The organism is Stenotrophomonas indicatrix (genome assembly GCF_050573115.1).
GTDB lineage: Bacteria > Pseudomonadota > Gammaproteobacteria > Xanthomonadales > Xanthomonadaceae > Stenotrophomonas > Stenotrophomonas lactitubi_A.
The window spans coordinates 676,653-696,259 of record NZ_JBNYZT010000001.1 but is presented as its reverse complement, the minus strand read 5'-3'; the positions used below and the strand labels follow the sequence as shown (position 1 = coordinate 696,259).

Sequence of the window (19,607 nt, the reverse complement as noted above, 5' to 3'; positions counted from 1 at the left end):
GCTGCCTGTCGCGCCTGATCCCGCGAGTTGTTGCCGTGCGAGTTCTGCTGCTTCCCCTGATGTTGCTGGCCGGCTGTGCCAGCGTACCGACCGCGCCGCCGCCGGCGCATTCCGATGCGCTGTGGCGCATGATCGAGCGTGATTGCCAGGGCGCGCAGTCGCCCCGCGGTGACTGCCTGCAGGTGCGCCCGGGCCTTGACCAGCGCGATGTGCTGGTCAAGGACGCACACGGGCGTTATCAGTTCCTGCTGATGCCGCTGGACAAGGTCAGTGGCATCGAAAGCGCCGCGCTGTACCGACGTGGCGCACCCAATTACTTCGCCGCCGCCTGGCAGGCCCGTGCGCGCACCGAACAGGCGCTGGGCCAGCCGCTGCCGCGCAGCGTCGCCAGCCTGGCATTGAATTCGCCGCATGGCCGTTCGCAGCACCAGCTGCACATCCACGTCGACTGTCTGCGCGCCGATGTGCTGAAGGCACTGGAAGACAACCGCGCGACCCTCGGCACGCAGTGGGCACCGCTGCCGGTGCTGCTGCGCGGCCATCGGTACCAGGCGCGGCTGCTGCCGGGCGAAGCGTTGACCGCCAATCCGCTCAACCTGCTGGCCTATGGCCTGAGCGGTGTCGACAGTGTTGGGCAATGGAGCCTGCTGGTGGCGGGGCACGAGGACGCCCAAGGCGCGCCAGGTTTCGTCCTGCTGGCCACGCAGCTGGACCCGGGCAGCGACAACGATGCCAGCGCCGAGGAGCTGCAGGACCATGCCTGCAGCGTGTTGACCGGCGCGGACGCGTCGCTGGAGCGGGTGCGCTAGTTCCCCGCTGACTGTCGCTGCCGCCAGATGGGGGCTGTCAGCGCGTACAGCTGGCGATCCTGCCAGCCCTCGTCATCCAGGTGGTGGTCGCGCAGCAGGCCTTCGCGCTCGAAGCCGATCGCCTGCAAGGTAGCGATCAGCGCGCTGCCTGCATCGGGCGGCAGCAGGACGAACAAGCGATGGATCCCAACCTGCTCGAACAGGAACGCGCACAACGCCTGCAATGAAGCCCGCAGCTGCCGTTGTTGTGGGCATCCCCCGGCATGCAGCCAGCGCAGTTCAACGCTGCGCGCATGCGCACAATGCAGGCGCAGGTTCAACTCGTCCAGCAGCTCGCCCGCTGCGTCGAAGCTGCCCAGCAGCAGATGATCGTTGTCGTGCTGCAACTGTGATCGCTGCACACCGCAGAGGAAGCGGGCTTCCGCATCGAAGTGGGCCGGCCGGTTGCAGGCGCGTTCAACCTGCCGATAGTGGCGGCGCCAGGCCACAAGGTCCGAACGCTGCAGCGGGCGCAGCACGACGGGTCCGTGCTGAAGCAGCAGGAGGTGGCGGCGCAGCACGGGCCGCAGCGGCGGCAGGGAAGCAGGGAAATACCGGTTCATGGGGTGGGACGATGACGCACACCGGCGGGCGGGAACAATAAAAGAAGTTGCAAACGTGGCGCGGTGGCGGCGTGCGGTCTGATTCGGTTCAGGCATAAGGCCATCAGGGCTGGTCATTTCCGTTGCAACCATCCGTTCAGGACACTTTCGTTACGGGATCGTTATGCGCGTACATCGACAGCGGCCCGGACCACCCGCCCAACTCCCCCAGGAAGCCCATGTCCGCCTCTTCCCTGGCGCTGCGCCCGCGTCCGCTGGTGCTTGCCTTGTCGTCCCTGATGCTGGCCTCGTTGCCGGCCTTCGCGCAGGAAAGCGCACCCACCTCATTGCAGGAAGTGAAGGTCACCGGCTCGCGCATCCCGCGTGCCAGCGTCGAGGGCCCGTCGCCGGTCACGGTGATCAGCCGCGAGCAGATCGATGCGCAGGGCTACCGCAACGCATTCGATGCGTTGAGCGCGCTCACTGAAAACACCGGCAACGTGCAGGGCGAGGACTTCGGCAACACCTTCACCCCGGCGGCCAACACCATCAACCTGCGTGGCCTGGGCCCGAACCGCACGCTGGTGCTGGTCAACGGCCGTCGCCAGGCCGACTATCCGCTGGCCTACGAGGGCTCGGTGAACGTGGTCAACCTGGCCAACATTCCGAGCGCGCTGATCGAGCGCATCGAGGTGCTGGCCGCTGGCGCATCGGCGGTGTACGGCTCCGATGCCATCGCCGGCGTGGTCAACATCATCCTCAAGGATCGCTTCGACGGCGTGGACGTCAATGTGCGTGCCGGCGGCACCCAGCAGGGCGGTGGTGACAACCAGCGCGTGCAGGTGGTGGGCGGCAGTTCCGGCGAACGCTGGGAAGGCCTGTTCGGTTTCGAGCTGGACGTGCGCAAGGCGATCCACGCGCGCCAGCGCGACTTCATGGATTCGCTGGACGATGACCCCACCGGCAAGGCGCCGCAGCCGACGGCCGTCGCCTATCGTCGCAACGCAGCCACCGGTCGCAACATCGACCCGGGCGCTGCCGGCTGCGATGCGGCCTCGGCCATCTACGGTGGCAGCGTGTTCCGCGCCAACAACCCGCGCCAGGGCGCGTACTGCGGCAGCAACGAGGCCGCTGCCAGCTACTGGACCGTGCAGACCGAGAAGCGCAACCTCAACGGCTACGGCCTGCTGACCTTCCACGTCAACGACACCACCGACCTGTTCGCCGATGTCGCCGTGGGCAGCGCACGGATCCACAACAACACGCGCGCGCCCACCTGGACCTCGTCGCGCAACTACTTCTACAACCAGAACACGGGAAACCTGGAAAGCTGGTACCGCCGCTTTGCGCCAGAGGAGATCGGCGGCCTGCCGCGCAATGCCAATCGCTTCCTGGAAAGCTCGTGGTCGTTCAATGTCGGTGCGCGTGGCCAGATCGGCGACAGTGGTTGGGACTACGAGGCCGTCTACAGCCGCTCGCGCTACGAGAACCGTACGCGCCGCCCGGTGCTGCTGGCTGGCATCAATGAGTACCTGCTGGGCCCGCAGCTGGGCGTGCGCAACGGCGTGGAGGTCTATGCGCCGGATCCGTCGCGCCTGTTCCGGCCGCTGACGCCCGATGAGTACGGCCGCCTGTCCGACTACCAGGAAAGCCGCAACGCCGCTTGGCTGCAGACCTTCAGCGCGACGGTCAACGGTCGCCTGTTCGCATTGCCGGGTGGTGATGCCGCGTTGGCCGCGGTGGTCGAAGCGGGCAGCCAGGGGTACCGCAACCGCCCGGACCCACGCCTGGGCACCGGCGAATTCTGGAACACCAGCGCCGGCATCGGTGCCGGTGGCGAACGTGACCGCTATGCGGCGGGTGTTGAACTACAGCTGCCGTTGCTGCAGTCGCTGACCACCACGCTGGCAGGTCGCTACGACCAGTACCGCGCCGGTGGCGAGCATCTCGGCAAGGCAACCTGGAGCTTCGGTGTCGAATTCCGTCCGATCGAGAGCCTGCTGATCCGCGGCACCGCGGCCACCAGCTTCCGTGCGCCGGACATGAACTATGTGTTCGCCACCGAGACCCGTGGCTACAACCCCGGCATGACCGACTACTGGCGCTGCCGCACCGCCGGCCAGTCGTATGACAACTGCGACTACAACGGCCTGTCCATCGACTACAGCAACCGCGCCAACCCGCAGCTGCAGCCGGAGTCGGCCAAGTCGTATGGTTTCGGCGTGGTCTGGTCGCCGCTGTCCGGGCTGGATTTCAGCGCCGACTACTACGACATCCGCATCGACAACGAGGTGACCAGCCTCGACACCAGCCGCATCCTGCGCGATGAGGCTGACTGCCGCCTGGGGCGCACCCTCGGTGGCGAGGCGCGCGACATCGGCTCGCCGCTGTGCCAGGACGCGCTGTCGCGGGTGATCCGCAATCCCTCCAACGCCACCGTGCAGCCGGACCAGGTGACCCGCGTGTTGATCAACCCGATCAATGCAGCATCGGAATCGGTGCGCGGCATCGACCTGAAGGGCAACTGGCGCTTCGATGCGGGCCGCTATGGCCGCTTCACCACGCGTCTGGCTTACACCCTGGTGCTGGAGCACGAGTACAAGCAGTTTGCCGATGACGAAGTGCGCGACATCCGCAACTCGCTGGATGACTGGCAGTGGCGCAGCAAGGCCAATGGCAGCATCACCTGGAACCAGGGCGATTGGACCGCGACGATCTATGGCAACCGTTATGGCTCGTTGCCGAAGAGCGATGGCAGTGGCCGCATCGCGCCGTACATGACCTACAACGCCAGTGTGTTCCGCCAGTTCGGCGAGAACCTGACACTGGGTGTGATCGTCAACAACCTGCGCGACAGCCGGCCGCCGGCGGACAAGAACGGGGGTGGTTGGCCGTTCTATCCGGTCGGCAACTACGACCCGTATGGCCGTCAGTTCTGGGTGGAGCTGGATTACCGGTTCCGTTGATCGCAGCGGCAAACGAAAGGCCCGGCATTGCCGGGCTTTTCGTTATCTGGCACTTCGCTTCCAGCGCCATGGAGTGGCATGCTCGCAAGGTCACCAGGGAGGGAGCATGGCATGGACATTCGTCATCTGATGGTTGTGGTGTTTGCAGTTGCGGGCTGCAGCAGCAAGGAAGAAGTACCACCTGTCGCTGCCATGGATGCCGCGATGGTGTCTGCCGACCGGAGTGAGGTAGTGACACCGGCACGCGCCGCGGCATCATCCGCGAGCACTGCCGCCGCTTCGCCAGGGCCTGCAGTCGTTGCTCCGGCGGCCACTCAGTCGGGTGCGGCTTTCCTCTCTGGCGAGCGGAGCCTGCTGAGCGAGGGGGCGATGTCCGTCGAAAGATTCCAGGCGGTTGTCGGCTCGAACAAAGCATTCGCACAGGCGGTCAGCCAGTTCGAGCAGGACGTGGCGCGCAACCCGGAAGCGCAGGATCTGACCGCGCTGTACAGGTCAGCGGTGACTGCCGCACTGGACGGAAATACGGATCTTGTCTCATTCGCGTGCGGTTACAGCCTGTGCCTGGGCGAGATCCGCAGCCGGACCGACGAAGGCTTCAGCGCTTGGACGCGCTCCTTCGGCGGCGGCAATACGCCTCCTGTCTACGCATTCGCAACGGCCGAGTACACCCTGGGCCGGAACCTGCATTCGGGCCGCTTCGTGTTCTCCACCGATCCGGCTGCAAACGGCATCACCACCCAGTAGGCGAAGGCGTTCTGGGTGGATGAAACGCTACGGCAGTGCCTGCACCAGGTACGACTCGATGACGTAGCTGAAAGGCTGCTTCTGGCGGTCGCGCAGCAGGGCGCGTACTTCCAGGATCACGCCTTGGTCGCCTTCGCCGCGTGGCGGCCAGGACGTCTGATCGGTCAGGGTCTGGCGCTGGAAGCCGAGTGGACCGACCACACGGCCGAACGGCTCGTCGGTCGTGTCGAGCACTTGGTTCATGGCCGGGCTGAGATGGTCGGGCAGGTACCAGTTGTCGGCCTCGGACAGCACGCGGCTGCCGCAGGCCAGCTGCACGCGGCGGTAACGCAGGGGCGTGGAGGCCTTGGCGCCCAAAGCCTGCAGCACGTCGGCCGGCGCAGGCTTGTCCTGACCATGTACGCGAACGGCGCGGACCCGGGCCTGCTCGGCCAGCCCGTGCTCGGCACACCAGCTTTCCAGCGTGGCGGTGGCGCTCTGGCCGGCCAGCACGCGCTGGTGCAGCACCTCGACCAGCGCAGCCGACGCGATCCGCTGCTGGCCCGGCGGCGCCTGCAGGGGCGCGCTGGCGTTGGCATCGGTGGCGGACAGGCTGGCGATCGGGGCGGCGGCCAGCAGGGACGCGGCCTGCCAGCGGCGAAGACGATCGTGGCGGTCGGACGGGCCCATGCGGCATCACAGCGGAAACAGGCGCCCATGTTACCCGTTCAGGCGTGTATCCGGCGTCCCTGTGGAGCAGGGTCGTTGGCGGGATTCATCGTGCTTGTGAATGCATGGCATGCAGATATTTCGTTGGCCGATGGCAGCGGTGGCGGGCAGGATGACCCCAGTGTTGGCTTTCCGGGAGATCCAGATGACCCTGCAGTTCGTCCATGGTGGCGTCGATCGCGACGGTACCCCACTGCATTTCCACGTCCGTGATGGCCGTTTCGTCGGCATCAACGGTGATGCTGCAGCAGAGGGAGCCCAAAGCGTTGACCTGCAGGGCTTTGCCGTCTTGCCCGGGCTGGTGGATGGGCATATCCACCTGGACAAGAGCTTCGTCGGCGATCGCTGGCATCCGCATCAGCCGGTGAACAGCCTGCGCGAGCGCCTGGCGGTGGAAAAAACCGCGATTGCCGCCGCTGCACCGATGGCGGACCGTGCCGAGGCGCTGATCCGCCAGTGCAGCACGTTCGGTACGGTGGCGATGCGTTGCCACGTTGACATCGATGGCAGCACCGGCCTGCGCCATCTGCAGGCCGTGCGCGAGGCGGCGCTGCGCTGTGCCGACATCATGCGCATCCAGCTGGTGGCGTTCCCGCAGGCGGGGGTGATGTCGTGCCCGGGTACGGCGGCGGTGCTGGAACAGGCGGTTGCCGCGGGAGTGGAAGTACTGGGTGGCATCGACCCGAGCACGCTGGATGGGGATGCCGAAGGCCAGCTTGCGCTGTTGTTCGGGCTGGCCGAGCGCTATGGCGTGCGCCTGGACATCCACCTGCACGAACCGGGCGAGACCGGGCTGGCACAGATGCTGCGGATCGCAGGGCGCACGCGCGCGTCCGGCCTGCAGGGCAGGGTGGCGGTCAGTCACGCTTATGCGCTGGGCGAGGTGCCACTGGTGCGGGCGCTGCAGGTGGGTGAGGCGTTGGCCGCCGCAGGCGTAGCGATCATGAGCAATGCGCCGGGCAGTCATCCCTTCCCGCCGTTGCGCGCACTGCACGATACGGGTGTGCGCGTATTCGCGGGCAACGACAACATCCGTGACTGCTGGTGGCCCTATGGCAATGGCGACCTGCTGCAGCGGGCGATGCTGCTGGGCTATCGGTCGGGCTTCTACACCGATGCGGATCTGATGCTGGCGTTGGACATGGTCACCACCCATGCGGCGGAGGTGATCGGGTTGCCGCAGTACGGCATTGCAGAAGGACGGCCGGCCACCTTCGTGGCGGTGCGTGCCGACCATGGCCCGGCGGCGGTGGCCGCAGTGCCGGGCGAGCGCCGCGTGGTGGTCGACGGCCGCTGGCTGTAGACCCACGCCATGCAGGGCCCTGCGGACATTCTGTAGATCCACGCCGTGCGTGGATGAACGCAATCAACGCCGACGTGCGGCTCAAACGTAATCGTCGGCGCGGGTGGCGACGAATTCCTCCAACCAGGCCAGCAGATGGGCGATGTCGATCGTCTCGCCCTGCTCGACGCGTTTGAGCAGCAGCGTGCTGACGCCGATCTGCAGGCTGCTGTCAGCATAGCGAAGCACCGCATCAGTGCCCCAGGCATCGGTGACCTGCATCCAGGTCAGGGCCGGCACGCGCTGGGCCAGGGTATCCCCGAACGCCACGCCCAGCGCCTCCCAACCGTCGCAGTCGTCCCGATCGATCAGCTCCGCATCGACTGCGCGCTGCAGCGTGAGGGCCGACAGTGGCCATTGCACAGGCAGAGTGGGAAATTCGGCGGCCACGCGAGCGGCAATCCGTGAACGCTGGTGCTGCAGATGCGCTTGCAGCGCAGCGGGCAGGGGATCGAAGCGGGTGGGGATTTCGTCGGACATGGCAGGGCGCTGCAGGCACGGGAACAATGTGTACTGTAGCGGGCGACGAATGCCCTTGCGCGACAGGATTGATCAGATGTCGATGACGAATGCGCGCATCAACCACGCGCTGCAGCGAGCTCGGCCGAAGTTGAGGTTGCCGGCCAGCGGCCGGCACTACCGATGGGGTGCCGGGCGCAGCCCGGCTGCAGATTAATCCGGCTCGCGCTGCACCTGCCGCCACAATTCACCGGCCAGCGCACGCACCGCATCATCGGCATCGGCGCGATGCAGCAGGCCGATCTCGTAGTTGTCGACCACCGGCAGGTCGCGCTCGCCATCGATGATGCGGTGTTCGCGGTTGACCGCGCGACGTGGCAGCAGGCTGATGCCGATGCCGTCGGCCACCGCGCCTTGGATGCCGCTCAGCGAGGAGCTGGTGAACGCGATGCGCCAGCGCAGGCCCAGTGCTTCGACGGCCTGGATCATCTCGTCGCGGTACAGCCCGCGTGGCGGGAAGGTGACCAGTGGCAGCGGGTCCTGCTGCAGGCTGCTGCTGCGCAGGCTGTCGATCCAGTGCATCGGTTCGCGCCGGCAATGCACGGCCTGGCGGGTGTTGCGACGCTGCTTGACCAGCACCAGGTCCAGCTCGCCATGGTCGAAGCCGTGGGCCAGATCACGGCTGAGGCCGCTGCTGATTTCCAGCTTGACCTGCGGGTGGCGGCGGCTGAAGGCGGCGAGCATGCGCGTGGTCTGTGCGTTGACGAAGTCCTCCGGCACACCGATGCGCACTGCGGTCTCCACGGTGGCGCCGGCCAATGCCTGGGCCAGCTCCTCGTTCAGATCCAGCATGCGCCGGGCATAGCCCAGCAGGGTGTGACCGGCATCGGTGGGATGCACGTCGCGGTGGCCGCGCTCGAGCAGGCGGTGACCGGCGAGCTCCTCCAGGCGGCGGACCTTCTGGCTGACCGTGGACTGGGTCGAGTGCAGGCGGGTGGCCGCCGTGGTGAAGCTGCCGCAGTCGGCGACCATCACCAGGGCCCGCAGCAGGTCCAGTTCGAACACTGTTCTATTCGATTTGGCACTGTCTTGCATTTGAACATTTCACTTCTGGATACCTGTGCCGACTTCTACCATGCAGGGCAGGGGCCGGCAATGGCCGGCGCCATCGCGCATGAGGAGAGTCACGATGCATCCCCCTCGCTCCCGGCAGCATCGTTCGGCATTGGGTCGCATGCTGTTGCTGTGCCTGTTGGTCATGGTGATCCCGGCGTGCACGGCGACTTCCCGAGGCGACGCCGATGCGCAATTGCGTGATGCCGCCAGCCGCGGCGATGTCGAGACCGTGCGCGAGGCACTGGACGCGGGTGCCGATCTGGAGGCCCGTGACGGCCAGGGTCGCACGGCCCTGTTGCTGGCCACCCACGGCAACAACGTGGACGCGGCGCGCGAACTGATCGAGGCCGGCGCAGACGTCAATGCCAAGGACGCGATGCAGGACAGCGCGTACCTGTATGCCGGCGCGCGCGGCCTGGATGAGATCCTGGCGCTGACGCTCGCGCACGGCGCAGACCTGCGCAGCACCAACCGCTATGACGGTACCGCGCTGATTCCTGCTGCCGAACGCGGCCATGTCGCCACCGTGCGCACGCTGCTGCGCGCTGGCGTGGCCGTTGACCATGTCAATCGCCTGCACTGGACGGCGCTGCTGGAGGCGATCCTGCTCGGCGATGGCGGCCCGCGCCACGTACAGATCGTGCAGCTGCTGCTTGACGCCGGTGCCAACCCCGAGCTTGCTGATGGTGACGGCGTAACGCCGCTGGCGCATGCTCGGCAACGCGGTTACGCCAACATCGAAACCCTGCTGCGCCAACACGGCGCGACGCGCTGACAACCGCCCCTTCCACCCGCACGCTGCCGTGCCTACCAGGATGCTGTCCATGTTCCGTTCCCGTCCGTTGTCCCTTGCCATCCTTCTTGCCGTTGCACCGCTGTCGGCGTCTGCGGCAGAACGCGCCGATCTGCTGATCCGCAACGCCACGGTGGTCGATGTCGAACACGCGCGCAGCGTGCCGGGGCAGAGCGTTGTCATCCGTGGCGAGGACATCGTCGCAGTCGGCCCCGATGCGCAGGTGCGCAGCCAGTGGAGCACCAGCCGCCAGATCGACGCCAAGGGCAAGTACCTGATTCCGGGCCTGTGGGACATGCACGTGCACTTCGGCGGCGGCCCGGCGCTGGTGGAAGAGAACAAGGCGTTGCTGCCGCTGTACATCGCCCACGGCATCACCACCATCCGAGACTGCTCCGGTGACCTTCCGCAGCAGGTACTGCAGTGGCGCGGCGAAATCGCCAACGGCACGCTGTTCGGTCCGCGCCTGCTGACGTCCGGTGCGAAGATCGAAGGCATCAAGCCGGTCTGGAAGGGCACGATCGAGGTGGGCAGCAAGGCCGACGCGGACAAGGCGATCGAGCGCCTGCAGCACGACAAGGTCGACTTCGTGAAGATCACCGACAGCACGCTGACCCCGGAGCTGTTCCTGTACTCGGCCAGCGCCGCCCGCAAGGCGGGTTTCAAGGCTTCAGGCCATATTCCGATGGCGTTGACGGTGGAGCAGGCAGTGGATGCAGGCCTGGCCTCGATCGAACATCTGGACTATGCCTTCAAGGCGGGCAGCAAGGATGAAGCGCAGATCGCCGCCGATTTCGGCGCCGGGCGCATCGACCGCGCCGAAGCCAACCGCCGGCTTGACGCCAGCTTCGATCGCGAAACCGCGCTGCATGCTTATCGTGATTTCGCCAAGCGCGGCGTATTCGTGACGCCGACCCTCAACGGCGGTCGTATCCTCGACTTCCTCGACCAGGACGACCATGCCAACGATCCGTATCTGGCCTATATCGGCCCGGGCCTGCGCGCGACGTACGCCTGGCGGGTGGAGCGCGCTGCCAAGGCGACACCTGCGCAGATCGAGGCGCGCCATGCGCAGTACCACCAGGTGGCCGCAGTGCTGCCGCTGCTGCAGGAAGCAGGGGTGACGATCATCGCCGGTACCGACGCGGGCTTCCTCAATTCGTTCAACTACCCGGGTATCGGCCTGCACCAGGAGTTGCAGCTGTTCGTGAAGGAAGGCCTGAGCGCACCGCAGGCGCTGTCGGCCGCGACCCGCTCCGGCCCGGCCTGGTTCGGCCAGATGCAGCGCTATGGCGGTGTCGCCACGGGCAAGGCGGCCGATCTGGTGCTGCTGACCGCCAACCCGCTGCAGGACATCGCCGCCACCGAAAAGATCGACAGCGTGATCCTGCGTGGCGATGTGTACGATCGCGCGGCGCTGGACAGGATGCTGGCCGACACCAAGGCCAAGGTCGCTGGCTGGAATGCCGCTGCGAAGTAGAGTCACGCCCGCGTTGATGTGACCGGCAGCGCCTGGCGCGGTGCCGGCCGCATGCCATGCAGTTGCGGCAGCGCGGCCTTCATGGCGTCGATGAAGGCGCGCAGGCGAAGGGGTTGCTGTCGCGCAGCAGGGAACACAAGGTGCACCGGCAGCGGCGGCGCCTGCCAGTCCGGCAGCAGCTGCACCAATCGCCCTTCGGCCAGGTCTTCGGCCACCAGCCAGGCCGAAACCACCGCCGCGCCCAATCCAGCACGTGCGGCCTGCTGCACCACGAACAGGTTGTCGCTGAGCAGGCGTGGCGTGATGGACAGGGTGTGTGCGCGGCCTTGCGCGTCGTGCAGCAGCAGACGTTCGCGGTAGTAGGTGACCAGCGAGATCCACGGCAGTGCCTGCGCCTGTTCGGGCGTGGTGATCGAATCCGCATCGGCCAGCGAGGGTGCGGCCACCACGATGCGTGGTACTTCGGCCAGCGGCAGGGCGACCATGCGCGGTTCGTCGACCGTGCCGACCCGCACCGCGCAGTCGATGCCTTCGGCGATGAAGTCCGGGCGGCGGTCCTCAAGAATCCACTCCAGGCTCAACTGTGGATGCTGGGCCAGGAAATCGAGCATGGTCGGCAGCAGCTGCGCCTGGCCGAATGCATGCGGCACCATCACCCGCAGGCGACCGCTGAGCATCTGGGCCTGGCCGTGCAGCTCGGCCTGCAGCGCTTCCCATTCGTCCACCACCCGCTGCGCATGGCGTTGGCAGCGCTGGCCGTCCTCGGTCAGCAGCAGGCCGTGGGTGGACCGTTGCAGCAGGCGCAGGCCCAGTTGCCGCTCCAGGGCTTGCAGCCGACGGCTGACGGTGGGCTGGGTGGTGCCCAGCTGCAGGGCAGCAGCAGAAAGGCTGCCGCTGTCCACGATACGCAGGAAGGTACGCAGCAGATCCAGGCGGTCGCCACCCGAGGCAAGGTCGTTCATGCGTATGACGTATGGCAAGTATGTGGCTGAGCCTACTACAGACGCACTGCGAATATCGGCACGCTACGCTCCACTTCTTTCCCTGATGCCCCCATGTCCACCCCCTCGCTCTCAACCATCACCACTGCGCCCAGCGCTGCGCCCGCCCCATCATTGGTGCTGGCCATGGCCGCCGGCGCGGGCTTCTCGGTGGCCTCGCTCTACTACAGCCAGCCGATGCTGGGCCTGATCGCCCAGGATCTCGGTGCGGGCGAGCGCGCCGTGGGCCTGGTGCCGACCCTGACCCAGCTGGGCTACGCACTGGGCATCCTGCTGCTGGCTCCGCTGGGCGACCGCTTCGACCGGCGCAACCTGATCCTGCTGAAGTCGGTGCTGTTAGCGTTGGCCCTGGGTGCGGCGGCCTTGGCCGGCCAGTTGCCCGGGCTTCTTGTTGCCAGCCTGCTGGTGGGGCTGATGGCCACGCTGGCTCAGGACATCGTGCCGGCCGCTGCGGTGCTGGCGCCGGATGCGCAGCGCGGGCAGGTAGTGGGCCGGGTGATGACCGGCCTGCTGCTGGGCATCCTGCTGTCGCGCGTGGTCAGCGGCGTGGTGGCCGAAGCCTGGGGCTGGCGCGTGCAGTTCGGCCTCGCGGCACTCTCGGTGCTGGCGATGGGCGCGGTGATGGCACGGGCACTGCCACACTTCCCCGCGACCAGCACGCTGCGCTACCCCGCGCTGTTGGGCTCGTTGCTGGCGCTCTGGCGCGAGCAGCCGCAGTTGCGTCGCGCCGTCGCCAGCCAGTCGCTGCTGGCGGTGGGCTTCAGTGCGTTCTGGTCGACGCTGGCGCTGATGCTGCACGCACGGCTGGGTCTGGGCAGTGCTGCTGCGGGTGCGTTCGGCATTGCCGGTGCTGCCGGTGCGTTGGCTGCGCCCGTTGCTGGCCGCTTCGCCGATCGCTTGGGCAGCCCCGCGGTAGCGCGGTTGGCGATTGCGGTTGCGCTGGCAGGCTTTGCCCTGTTGTTGGCCGAGTCGTGGCTGCCGGCTGCCGCGCTGCTGCCGTTGCTGGTGGTCAGCGCGTTGCTGTTCGATTTCGGTTTCCAGTCGGCGCTGGTCGCGCACCAGACCCTGGTCTACGGCCTGGTGCCGCCGGCACGCAGCCGTCTCAACGCGTTGCTGTTCACCGGCATGTTCGTCGGCATGGCCAGCGGCGGCGCATTTGGCAGCCTGGCGTTGGCGCAGTGGGGTTGGCAGGGCGTGGCGTGGCTGGCGACGATCTGTGCCGGTGGCAGCCTGTTGATCCGCCTGCGTTGAAGGTGTGTTCGGCAGGGCTGCGCCCTGCACCCGCCGAAACAACGGCAACGGCAACGGCAACGGCAACGGCAACGGCAGAAGCTGGATTCCGTGGGAGGGCGGGGCGGTGTCGGAGTGCGGGGACGCCGCAAGTACGTCCTTGTAGGCTTGGCAGCCGCATCCATGCGGCTGACACCCCGCACTCCGACACCGCCCCACCTTTGACAGTTTTCCGGTGTCTGATGGATCCATCCCATGCTGGATGAATCTCCATCGAAATCTAATATTTCGACAATTGAACGAAGAGCATCCACGCATGGCGTGGATCTACGTGTCGACCAAGGTCGACACCTACCAAGAGCAGGTGATGTCACCCGGGCAGATCGCGGAGATCTGTCGAAGGCGGGGTGGGTCCGGTGGCAGGGGCGTGAGCCGCATGGATGCGGCGACCGAGCTTACATGGACGTACTTGCAGCGGCCCCTGCCACCGGATCCACCCTGCCATCCCGCAGCAAACCCGCTGTTGCTGTTGCAGTTGCAGTTGCCGTTGCTTCGGCCGTTGATTCGGCGGGTGCCGGGCGCAGCCCGGCCGAACCCCCTTCAATCCTGACCGGTGTCATCCAGGCTGATGATTCCGCGGCGCAGTGCCTGGGTGACCGCGTGGGTCCGGTCGCCAACGCCCAGCTTGTCCATCAGGCTTTTCATGTGCGCCTTCACCGTCTGCTCGGAAATCTGCATGCGTTCGCCGATGCGTTTGTTCGACAGGCCGCCGGCCACGTGGCGCAATACTTCGGTTTCGCGCGGCGACAACCGGTCTTCCACCACATGCGCGGCGATGCTGGCTGCCACTTCCGCTGGTATCGGTGCGCGACGACCGCTGGCCACCGTGCGGATGGTGTCCACCAGTTCGTGGCGCAGCGTGTCCTTCAACAGATAGGCGCTGGCGCCGGCCTGCAGGGCACGCACCGCACGCACATCGCCGCGGTAGGTCGTCAGCACGATGATGCGTGCACGGGGATCAAGCGCGCGGATCCGCACGATCGCTTCCACGCCGTCCATGCGTGGCATCTGCAGGTCCATCAGCACCACATCCGGTTGCAGCTGCTGGTAGCGGGCAAGCGCTTCTTCGCCATCTGCGGCTTCGCCGAGCAGACGCAGGTCTGCGTGCGTGCTCAGCAGTGCCGCCAGGCCATCGCGCAGCAGGGGATGGTCATCAACCACCAGCACGCCGATGGGAGGAAGGGATTCAGTCATGGGTGGGTCTGCTCCAGGGCCAGCGCCAGCGCGATGGGCGGCGGTGATACAGGCGACGGGCCGGCACGGACAGCGCAACTTCGGTGCCCAGGCCCGGTCGGGTCCACAACTGCAGTTCCGCGCCCAGCCGCTGTGCGCGCTCGCGCATGCCCTGCATGCCCCAATGACCGCGGCCGGCATCCTCGTCGGCAATGCCGACACCATCATCGCGTACGTGCAGCAGGAAGCAGCGGGTGCCGTAGGACAGTTCCACTTCGATGGCACTGGCCTGCGCATGCCGCAACGCGTTGCGGATCGCCTCGCGTCCGATCAGGAACACTTCTTCGGCGGCATCGGTCTGCAGGGGCGGGGGACTGCCTTCCACGGTCAGGCGCAGCGGGTTGGTGCCATGGCCCGCGTACTCGGCGTGCACATCGGCCAGCGCCGAGGCGAGGTCGCGACCGGCGAACGGTCCGTCGCGGAGTGCGTTGACCCGTTCCCGGCCTTCGGCAAGATTCTGCTCGGCCAACTGCATCGCCGCCTCCAGCTGGGTGCGCACCGGTTCAGGCGTCTGCGCGGACTGGCTGATGGCGTGCAGCCGCAGGATTAGCCCCTGGCTGCCCTGCAGCAGGGTGTCGTGCAGGTCGCGGGCGATGCGTTCGCGCTCGCCGTTGCGCTCCTGCAGGCGCGCGCGGAACAGCATCGCGAGCTGGCCACTGCGGATGCGGATGGCCAGCATCAGCACGGCCAGCACCAGCACCACGCACAACAGCTTGAACCAGATGCTCTGCAGGAACGTGGGCGCGATCCGGAAGTTGCGAATGGCTGGCGCGCGGCTCCAGATGCCGTCCTCATTGGCAGCCTCCACCTCGAAACGGTAATGACCCGGCGCCAGATTGGTGTAGTAGGCGCGCGTGCTGCCACCAGCGTCCTGCCAGCCGTCGTCCACGCCGGACAGGCGGTAGCGGTAGCGATTGCGCTCGGGCCGCGCCAGCGACAGCGCGACATAGTCGATCTGCAGCTGGGAGGTTCCGGCCGGCAGGCGCAAGCCTTCTTGCAACGGCGTCTGGGTGGTGCCATACAGCACGTCGCCGATGCGCACCCCGGGCGCCATGCTGTTGATGTGCGGCTGCAGGGTGTCCAGCCACGCCAGGCCCTGGTTGGTGGCCAGCCACAGCAGGCCGTCGGCGGCCAGTACGGCGGTCGGGATGGGGCCGCTTTGCAGAGCAATGCCGGGCATGCCATCGACGGCATCGAACAGGCGCGGAGCAACCGGCTGGCCGTCGCGCAGTGCGCTGCGCAGGGTAGCGACTTCAAGCCGCACCAGGCCGCGGCTGCCGTTGAGCCAGAGTCGCCCCTGCGCATCGGCGACCATGCCGGTAATGCCTTCGAGGATGCCGGTGGTGTTGGTGCGTACGGGCAGGAACCGGCCGTTGCCGAGGCGCGCGGCCAGGCCCGCCTCACCGGCAACCAGCAGTAGATCGTCATGCTGCAGCAGCGCGGTTATCGGGCCGACTGACAGCCCCTGTGCCGCGCCGAACGTGGTGATCGATGCGCCATCCAGGCGGCGCAGCGTGCCGTCGGAATAACCAAGCAGCAGCGCGCCGTTGCTGGCAAGCGCCAGCGACGAGCAGGCCTGTTCGGGCAGCCGCGTCTCGCGTCGCCAGCGGTCATCCGCGTACTGCAGCACCGCCTGCTCGCCGGCGCAGACCCAAGCCTGGTCATCATCGGCAAACAGCAGGGCATGCAGGGGCTGGCCGGTGAACGGTGCGGGCAGTGGAATGCGCGTGGTGTGCCCGTCCACCGTGCGTGCGAGGTTGATCCAGTCGAACTGCCAGACCGGCGTGGGCACCCGCTGCGCGGCGGCCTGCAACTGCGCCGCGCTTTCGGAAAGCAGCGGGCGCTGCAGGTCGAACAGCTTGAGGTCTTCGCCATAGCCGTACACGCGGCCATCGCTGCCGCGTACCAGCGAGCGGTAAGGATCGCTGGGGCCGACGGCCAGCGTCTGCACGCTGCGGGCGCGGAAGCGGTTGAGGCCTAGATTGGTGCCGACCCACAGGTTGCCTTCGCGGTCGGCGATGACCGGCACCGCCGAGGTCGCGGTGAGGCCCTGCGGTGTGTCGAAGCGCTCGATGCGCATGGCCTGCTGGCCATCGAAGGTGACGCGGGCGACGCCACCGTGCGGGCTCAGCGTGGCCCACAGTGCGCCATCGGCGGTGAACTGCAGCCGCGCGGCGACCAGGTCCGGCATGCGCCGCGCTTCACGTTCGCTGGGGGGCAGCAGCCCCTGCGCGTTGGCCAGTGGCGAGGTGCCGCGGATACGGTCAGCCAGCCAGATCTCGCCTTGCGGGCTTTCCACCAGGGTCGCCATCTGCGAGACGGCGATGCCGGTGTTTTCAAATGCGGTCTTTCCCGCCGGGCGCTTCCAGATGTGCAGGTCGGCCAGCACCCAGAAGGTGCCGTGGCTGTCCTGCAGCAGCCATTGCACACGACGTTGTGGCACGCCTTCATCGGCAGACGGAGCCTGCCAGCGTTGCCCGTCGAACCAGCGCAGGCCACCATTGACTGCGGCCCACAGGCGTCCGTTGTGGTCATGCGCGAAGCGCGGGGCCACGCCCACCGGCACGCCCTGTGCTCGCCCGAAACTGCGCAGCCGCTGCGGCGAGAACTGGCTGATGCCGGCCTGGAAATAGCCGATCCACAGGCCGTCGCCCTCGCCGTCGAGGCCGAGCGTGACCATGTTGGTGGAGGGGAAGCTGGCGCCCGCCGGTGCCGCCTGGCGTTCGAAACGACGACCGTCGAAGCGGTACAGGCCCGAGCCGGTCGCCAGCCACAGCATGCCTTCACGATCCTGGGCGATGTCCCAGATATCGCCGGGTGCCCCTTGGCCCACCCGCCACGCGGTGTGCTGGTAGCCGGGCATGCCGTCGCTGATCACCGGATGCTGTGCAGCGAGCACGGGCAGGGCGATCAGCAACAGCAGGCACGACAGCAGCGCCGGCAGGCGACGCGGGAGAGGGAAGATGTGGCCACGCATGACGCGCATTCTGGCAGGTGCGGGGCAGGCGCAGGTGACCCGAATGGGGTAGGCGCGATGCAGCCGGGTCGGCTATCACGCCGACATGGAAGATGGAGCCCGGCGATGCAGCGCTTGTATGTGATGTTTCCCGATCGCGGCCCGGGCCTGGGATTGTTGTGGCTGAGAGTGTGCGTGGCCAGCGCGCTGTTGCTGCCAAGCACTGCTGCAGGCGGGATCTGGTGGCTGTGCCTGGCAGCAACGGGCTTGCTGTTGCCCGGCCTGTTCACGCCGTTGGCGGTCGCGCTGGCGGTGCCGGGGCTCTTTTGGCAGGGCGCGGCGTTGCCATGGTCGCTGCTGCCGTTGGCACTGTTGCTACTGGGGCCGGGCGCCTATTCGCTGGACGCGCGCCTGTTCGGCCGGCGACGGTTGCGACGGCCGCCTCCCCCGATCGGGTGAGTGTTGACCTCGACCGTTGGGGGTAGGGCGCCAACGGCTGGCGCCGCACCATGGGCCACCCCCGCTGCGGCGCCCGAACATGGCTACCGTCCTTTCGCCCGCCGAGCCCACGCCCACGCTGGCGCCCCAGCAGTCGGCCGGCCTGCAGCGCGCGCTGCGCTACATCGATGAGCACCTGTCGCAGCCGCTGCGTGTCACCGAACTGGCCGAAGCCGCCTGCGTGAGCCGTTTCCATCTGGTGCGCCTGTTCCGTAGTGGCACCGGTGCCAGCCCGCTGCGTTACGTGCGTCGACGGCGCATTGAACGTGCGCGGCAGCTGCTGGCGACCCACGGGCAGTCGATGACCTGCCTGGCCCAGCATCTGGGTTTTTTCGACCAAAGCCATTTCGTCCGCAGCTTTCGCGCTGAGACCGGCTGCAGCCCCGGCCAGTATCTGGCCGGCGATGCGGCGCTCGCGCTTCCCCTTGTTGTTTCCTCCACTGGAGTCCACCCATGAGCCTCGCCACCGCCACCCCCGCCAACGCACTGCTGTCACCCATCGACCACGCCCTGATCCTGATCGACTACCAGTCGCAGATGGCGTTCGCCACCCACACCATCGACATCTCCGCGCTGCGCAACAACGTGTCGTTGATCAGCAAGGGTGCAAAGGGCTTCAACGTGCCGGTGCTGCTGACCACGGTGGCCGAGAAGTCGTTCTCCGGCCCGATGTTCCCGGAGCTGCCGGCGATCTTCCCGGGCCAGATGGTGTTCGATCGCACGTCGATGAACACCTGGGAAGACCAGCCGGTGATCGATGAGGTGAACCGTATCGGCAAGCGTCGGCTGGTGTTGGCCGGGCTGTGGACCAGCGTCTGCATCGTCGGCCCGACGCTGTCGGCGCTGGAGCAGGGGTTCGAGGTCTATGTGATCACCGATGCCTGCGGCGATGTGAGCGAAGAGGCGCACGAACGCGCGATCACCCGCATGGTGCAGGCCGGCGCAGTGCCGATCACCAGCGTGCAGTACCTGCTGGAACTGCAGCGCGACTGGGCGCGCGGTGAAACCTACGACCTGACCACCGGCATCGCCCGCGACCATGCGGGCGGCTATGGCGTCGGCATCCAGTACGCCAAGACCATGTTCGGCGCGCAGGAAGGCGGGCACTGAGCGTGCGCGATGGCCATGGCCTCGACCTGGCCTTGCTGATCCTGCGGGTAGCGGCGGGAGGATTCCTGCTGCCGCACGCGCTGGGAAAACTGTTCGGCTGGTTCAACGGGCCTGGCCTGGCGGGTTTTGCCGACGAACTGCGTGGCTTCGGTCTGCCTGCGGCGGCCCCGTTGCCATTGCTGCTGGCGCTGCTGCAGGTGGTGGCCGGCACCGCCGTGATGCTGGGCTGGCAGGCCCGGATCGCCGCGCTTGTCGCTGCTGCGTTCATCGCCTTCACCGCATTGCTGGCGCTGCCAAAAGGGTGGTTCTGGATGCGCGGTGGTGCCGAATATCCGTTCTTGTGGACGCTGGCATTGCTGGCCATCGCCCTGGCCGGGCCCGGCGCGTGGGCGGTGGATGGCCTGGTTCTTTCTGGAGACATCGCATGAGCAACGAACCTCTCGATCCTGGCCGCCGCACCGTGGTGCTGGCCACCGGTGCCGCGCTGGCGCTGGGCCTGGCTGGCGGCACCGCCGCGGCCA

General features: G+C 67.4%; 18 protein-coding genes. 11 read left to right on the top strand and 7 right to left on the bottom strand.

From position 1 onward, the window contains the following. Window positions 1-35: 35 nt before the first annotated feature. Window positions 36-809, top strand: a complete 774-nt coding sequence (locus ACQ5SA_RS03065; protein WP_499312604.1) for a CDP-diacylglycerol diphosphatase — start codon at window positions 36-38, stop codon at window positions 807-809. On the opposite strand, the gene ACQ5SA_RS03060 is transcribed toward ACQ5SA_RS03065, so the two are convergent. Continuing rightward, window positions 806-1,327: a GNAT family N-acetyltransferase gene (locus ACQ5SA_RS03060; protein ID WP_499312602.1), complete on the bottom strand. Its 522-nt coding sequence runs from the start codon at window positions 1,325-1,327 to the stop codon at window positions 806-808. The genes ACQ5SA_RS03065 and ACQ5SA_RS03060 overlap by 4 nt on opposite strands. A 302-nt stretch (window positions 1,328-1,629) precedes the next feature. Between ACQ5SA_RS03060 and ACQ5SA_RS03055 the strand changes: the two genes are divergently transcribed. Both ACQ5SA_RS03055 and ACQ5SA_RS03050 read left to right on the top strand, forming a co-directional pair. Further along, window positions 1,630-4,356: a TonB-dependent receptor domain-containing protein gene (locus ACQ5SA_RS03055; protein WP_499312601.1), complete on the top strand. Its 2,727-nt coding sequence runs from the start codon at window positions 1,630-1,632 to the stop codon at window positions 4,354-4,356. A 369-nt stretch (window positions 4,357-4,725) separates the two neighbouring features. Then, on the top strand, window positions 4,726-5,100 hold the full coding sequence (locus ACQ5SA_RS03050) for a hypothetical protein (RefSeq protein ID WP_499312600.1): 375 nt from the start codon (window positions 4,726-4,728) through the stop codon (window positions 5,098-5,100). A 27-nt stretch (window positions 5,101-5,127) separates the two neighbouring features. Here ACQ5SA_RS03050 and ACQ5SA_RS03045 read toward each other — a convergent pair whose 3' ends face one another. Then, a complete protein-coding gene (locus ACQ5SA_RS03045; RefSeq protein WP_499312598.1) occupies window positions 5,128-5,769 on the bottom strand; it encodes a hypothetical protein in 642 nt (213 codons plus the stop codon). 184 nt (window positions 5,770-5,953) lie between these two features. Here ACQ5SA_RS03045 and ACQ5SA_RS03040 point away from each other — a divergent pair, with 184 nt between their 5' ends. Next, window positions 5,954-7,111: an amidohydrolase family protein gene (locus ACQ5SA_RS03040; protein WP_499313315.1), complete on the top strand. Its 1,158-nt coding sequence runs from the start codon at window positions 5,954-5,956 to the stop codon at window positions 7,109-7,111. 81 nt (window positions 7,112-7,192) lie between these two features. Here ACQ5SA_RS03040 and ACQ5SA_RS03035 read toward each other — a convergent pair whose 3' ends face one another. Together ACQ5SA_RS03035 and ACQ5SA_RS03030 are read right to left on the bottom strand one after the other, a co-directional pair. Then, window positions 7,193-7,630, bottom strand: coding sequence for a DUF3806 domain-containing protein (locus ACQ5SA_RS03035; protein WP_499312596.1), 438 nt, complete (start codon window positions 7,628-7,630; stop codon window positions 7,193-7,195). 192 nt (window positions 7,631-7,822) lie between these two features. Then, window positions 7,823-8,704, bottom strand: coding sequence for a LysR substrate-binding domain-containing protein (locus ACQ5SA_RS03030; protein WP_499312594.1), 882 nt, complete (start codon window positions 8,702-8,704; stop codon window positions 7,823-7,825). A gap of 94 nt (window positions 8,705-8,798) precedes the next feature. Here ACQ5SA_RS03030 and ACQ5SA_RS03025 point away from each other — a divergent pair, with 94 nt between their 5' ends. Both ACQ5SA_RS03025 and ACQ5SA_RS03020 read left to right on the top strand, forming a co-directional pair. Next, a complete protein-coding gene (locus tag ACQ5SA_RS03025) occupies window positions 8,799-9,500 on the top strand; it encodes an ankyrin repeat domain-containing protein (RefSeq protein ID WP_230110353.1) in 702 nt (233 codons plus the stop codon). Between the two features lie 49 nt (window positions 9,501-9,549). Then, window positions 9,550-10,998: an amidohydrolase family protein gene (locus ACQ5SA_RS03020; protein WP_499312593.1), complete on the top strand. Its 1,449-nt coding sequence runs from the start codon at window positions 9,550-9,552 to the stop codon at window positions 10,996-10,998. A 2-nt stretch (window positions 10,999-11,000) separates the two neighbouring features. Here ACQ5SA_RS03020 and ACQ5SA_RS03015 read toward each other — a convergent pair whose 3' ends face one another. Further along, window positions 11,001-11,960 (bottom strand): LysR family transcriptional regulator, encoded by a 960-nt coding sequence (locus ACQ5SA_RS03015; RefSeq protein ID WP_499312591.1) that lies wholly within the window; start codon window positions 11,958-11,960, stop codon window positions 11,001-11,003. 93 nt (window positions 11,961-12,053) lie between these two features. On the opposite strand from ACQ5SA_RS03015, the gene ACQ5SA_RS03010 reads away from it, so the two are divergent. After that, the gene (locus ACQ5SA_RS03010; RefSeq protein ID WP_499312589.1) at window positions 12,054-13,250 is read left to right on the top strand and encodes an MFS transporter; all 1,197 of its coding nucleotides are present in this window, start codon (window positions 12,054-12,056) and stop codon (window positions 13,248-13,250) included. A 579-nt stretch (window positions 13,251-13,829) separates the two neighbouring features. On the opposite strand, the gene ACQ5SA_RS03005 is transcribed toward ACQ5SA_RS03010, so the two are convergent. Together ACQ5SA_RS03005 and ACQ5SA_RS03000 are read right to left on the bottom strand one after the other, a co-directional pair. Further along, the gene (locus ACQ5SA_RS03005) at window positions 13,830-14,483 is read right to left on the bottom strand and encodes a response regulator (protein ID WP_089235934.1); all 654 of its coding nucleotides are present in this window, start codon (window positions 14,481-14,483) and stop codon (window positions 13,830-13,832) included. Further along, window positions 14,476-17,508, bottom strand: a complete 3,033-nt coding sequence (locus ACQ5SA_RS03000; RefSeq protein WP_499312587.1) for a sensor histidine kinase — start codon at window positions 17,506-17,508, stop codon at window positions 14,476-14,478. The genes ACQ5SA_RS03005 and ACQ5SA_RS03000 overlap by 8 nt, the downstream gene beginning before the upstream one ends. Before the next feature lie 96 nt (window positions 17,509-17,604). Here ACQ5SA_RS03000 and ACQ5SA_RS02995 point away from each other — a divergent pair, with 96 nt between their 5' ends. The 4 genes from ACQ5SA_RS02995 to ACQ5SA_RS02980 all read left to right on the top strand — a co-directional run bounded on the left by ACQ5SA_RS02995 (window position 17,605) and on the right by ACQ5SA_RS02980 (window position 19,514). After that, complete coding sequence (locus ACQ5SA_RS02995; protein ID WP_499312585.1) at window positions 17,605-17,937, top strand: hypothetical protein; 333 nt, start codon at window positions 17,605-17,607, stop codon at window positions 17,935-17,937. Between the two features lie 79 nt (window positions 17,938-18,016). Further along, entirely contained in the window at window positions 18,017-18,433 is a 417-nt protein-coding gene (locus tag ACQ5SA_RS02990) for a helix-turn-helix transcriptional regulator (RefSeq protein WP_499312584.1), read from the top strand. Beyond that, window positions 18,430-19,086 (top strand): hydrolase, encoded by a 657-nt coding sequence (locus tag ACQ5SA_RS02985; protein WP_499312582.1) that lies wholly within the window; start codon window positions 18,430-18,432, stop codon window positions 19,084-19,086. The genes ACQ5SA_RS02990 and ACQ5SA_RS02985 overlap by 4 nt, the downstream gene beginning before the upstream one ends. Before the next feature lie 2 nt (window positions 19,087-19,088). Then, window positions 19,089-19,514 carry a DoxX family protein gene (locus ACQ5SA_RS02980; RefSeq protein WP_499312581.1) on the top strand — a complete coding sequence of 142 codons (426 nt, stop codon included), beginning with the start codon at window positions 19,089-19,091 and terminating at the stop codon, window positions 19,512-19,514. The last annotated feature ends 93 nt before the right edge of the window (window positions 19,515-19,607 follow it).